Below are 2192 nucleotides of genomic sequence, written 5' to 3' on the forward strand. Positions count from 1 at the left end.
CGGGGTGGCCGGCTTCGCGTTCCACCTGCCACCCGGCCTGCACCTGCTCGTGGCCCTGCTGTTCGGCCTGATCGGCGGCGCGCTCTGGGGCTTCATCCCCGGCTTCCTCAAGGCCCGCACCGGCGCCCACGAGGTCATCACCAGCATCATGCTCAACTACACGGCCACGCTGTTCCTGGGCTGGCTGATCCTGCAGAACGGCGTGCGGGACCCGGGTCGCAGCGACGCGATCAGCAAGACCATCGCGACCACGGCCGAGCTGCCGGCACTGCCCGCCCCGCTGCGGGTGCACCTGGGCATCGTGCTCGCGGTGGTGGCCACGGCCGCGGTGGCCTGGCTGATCAACCGGTCGTCGTTCGGCTTCGAGCTGCGCGCGGTGGGCGTGAACCCGCCGGCCGCCAAGACCGCCGGCATGAGCGTCGCCCGGACGTACACCCTCCTGATGGTTGTCGCCGGTGGTCTGGCCGGCCTCGGCGGTGCCACCCAGGTGCTCGGCACCGCCGACAAGCTGACCGCCCAGGTGGCCGGCAACATCGGCTTCGACGGCCTGCTGGTCGCGCTGCTGGGCCGGAACAAACCGTGGGGCACGCTGTTCGCCGCGATCCTCTACGGCGCGTTGCGGGCCGGCGGCAACCTCATGCAGGTCGACATCGGCATCTCGCTCGAACTGGTCACCGTGCTGCAGGCGCTGATCGTCATCTTCATCGCCGCGCCCGCCATGGTGAAGGCGATCTTCCAGCTCCGCGCCGCCCGTTCCGCACGGCTCGGCGCCTCGATGTCGAAGGGCTGGTGACCACGGTGTCGACGGCAACTGTGGAAGACCTCACCGGGGTCGACGCGCCCGACCGGTTCTGGAACCGGGAACGCCGGCTCGGCGCCGGTGTCACGATCATCGGCCTGGTGGCCGCGTTCGTCTTCGGCCCGCTGGCCGAGTCGAAGACCGCCCGCTTCACGCTCAGCACCGACGCGACCGGCGCCGCCCTCTCGATCAACGGGCAGCTCGGCACGATCCTGTTCGGGCTGATCGCGGTGACGCTCGGCGTGGTCATGCTGACCGGCCGGGCCCGGCGCTGGCAGACCCTGCTGCTCTGCCTCGGCATCGCGGCGTTCGTGCTGTCGTTCCTGTGCTGGCAGGTGGCCGGCAAGTTCATGCCGCTGGTCGACACGCTCAGCGGCAGCGTGGAATATGCCCTGCCGCTGATCCTGGGCGCGCTGGCCGGTGTTCTCGGCGAGCGTTCCGGCGTGGTCAACGTGGCGATCGAGGGCCAGTTCCTGATGGGCGCGTTCGGCGCGGCCCTGGTCGGCACGCTCGCCACCAGCGTCTGGGCCGGCCTGATCAGCGCCATGATCGGCGGCCTGATCATCGCCGCGATGCTCGCCGTGCTGGCCATCAAGTTCCTGGTCGACCAGGTCGTGGTCGGCACCGTCCTCAACCTGTTCGCGCTCGGCATCACCGGCTTCCTCTACGAGCGGCTGATGCAGCCGAACGCGCTGAAGTACAACCAGCCGCCGCAGCTGCCGCGCTGGGAGATTCCGGGGCTGGCCGACATCCCGGTCGTCGGGCCGGTGCTGTTCCACACCAACGTGCTGGTCTGGATCGCCCTGGTCCTGGTCGTGGTCATCCACTTCGCGCTCAAGGGCACCCGGTGGGGCCTGCGCACCCGTGCGGTCGGTGAGCACCCCACGGCGGCCGACACGGTCGGTGTCCGGGTGCGCGGCCTGCGCTACGTGAACGTGATGGTCGGTGGCCTGATCGCGGGGGCCGGCGGGGCGTACTTCACGCTGGTCTCCACCGGTGCCTTCAACAAGAACATGACCGCCGGCGCCGGCTTCATCGCGCTGGCCGCCCTGATCTTCGGCCGGTGGACCCCGTTCGGTGCCCTCGGCGCGGCCCTGTTCTTCGGCTTCGCGCAGAAACTGGCGTACTTCCTGAGCGTGGCCGGCAGCCCGGTGCCCAACCAGTTCCTCAACATGCTGCCGTACATCGCCACCATCGTGGCCGTGGCCGGTCTCGTGGGCCGGGTCCGGGCGCCGGCCGCCGACGGTGTGCCATACGTGAAGAGCTGACCGGCTCACCTGGCAGAATTCGCGGTATGGAGATCGACTGGGCTGGACTGCGGGCCGCCGCCATCGAGGCGATGCGGCACGCGTACGCGCCCTACTCCGACTTTCCGGTCGGGGTGGCGGCGCTG

At 70.3% G+C, this 2192-nt stretch carries 2 protein-coding genes and 1 pseudogene; all 3 read left to right on the forward strand.

All coding sequences use genetic code 11. The features are described 5' to 3' along the window. The coding region (locus Ato02nite_RS50860) for an ABC transporter permease (protein WP_213013953.1) at positions 1-793 on the forward strand (793 nt) is incomplete at its 5' end. 5 nt (positions 794-798) lie between these two features. Beyond that, on the forward strand, positions 799-2067 hold the full coding sequence (locus Ato02nite_RS50865; protein ID WP_213013954.1) for an ABC transporter permease: 1269 nt from the start codon (positions 799-801) through the stop codon (positions 2065-2067). A 26-nt stretch (positions 2068-2093) separates the two neighbouring features. Beyond that, a pseudogene (locus Ato02nite_RS50870) lies at positions 2094-2192 on the forward strand (cytidine deaminase); the annotation flags it as partial.

This window comes from Paractinoplanes toevensis, assembly GCF_018332695.1.
Taxonomy (GTDB): Bacteria; Actinomycetota; Actinomycetes; order Mycobacteriales; family Micromonosporaceae; genus Actinoplanes; species Actinoplanes toevensis.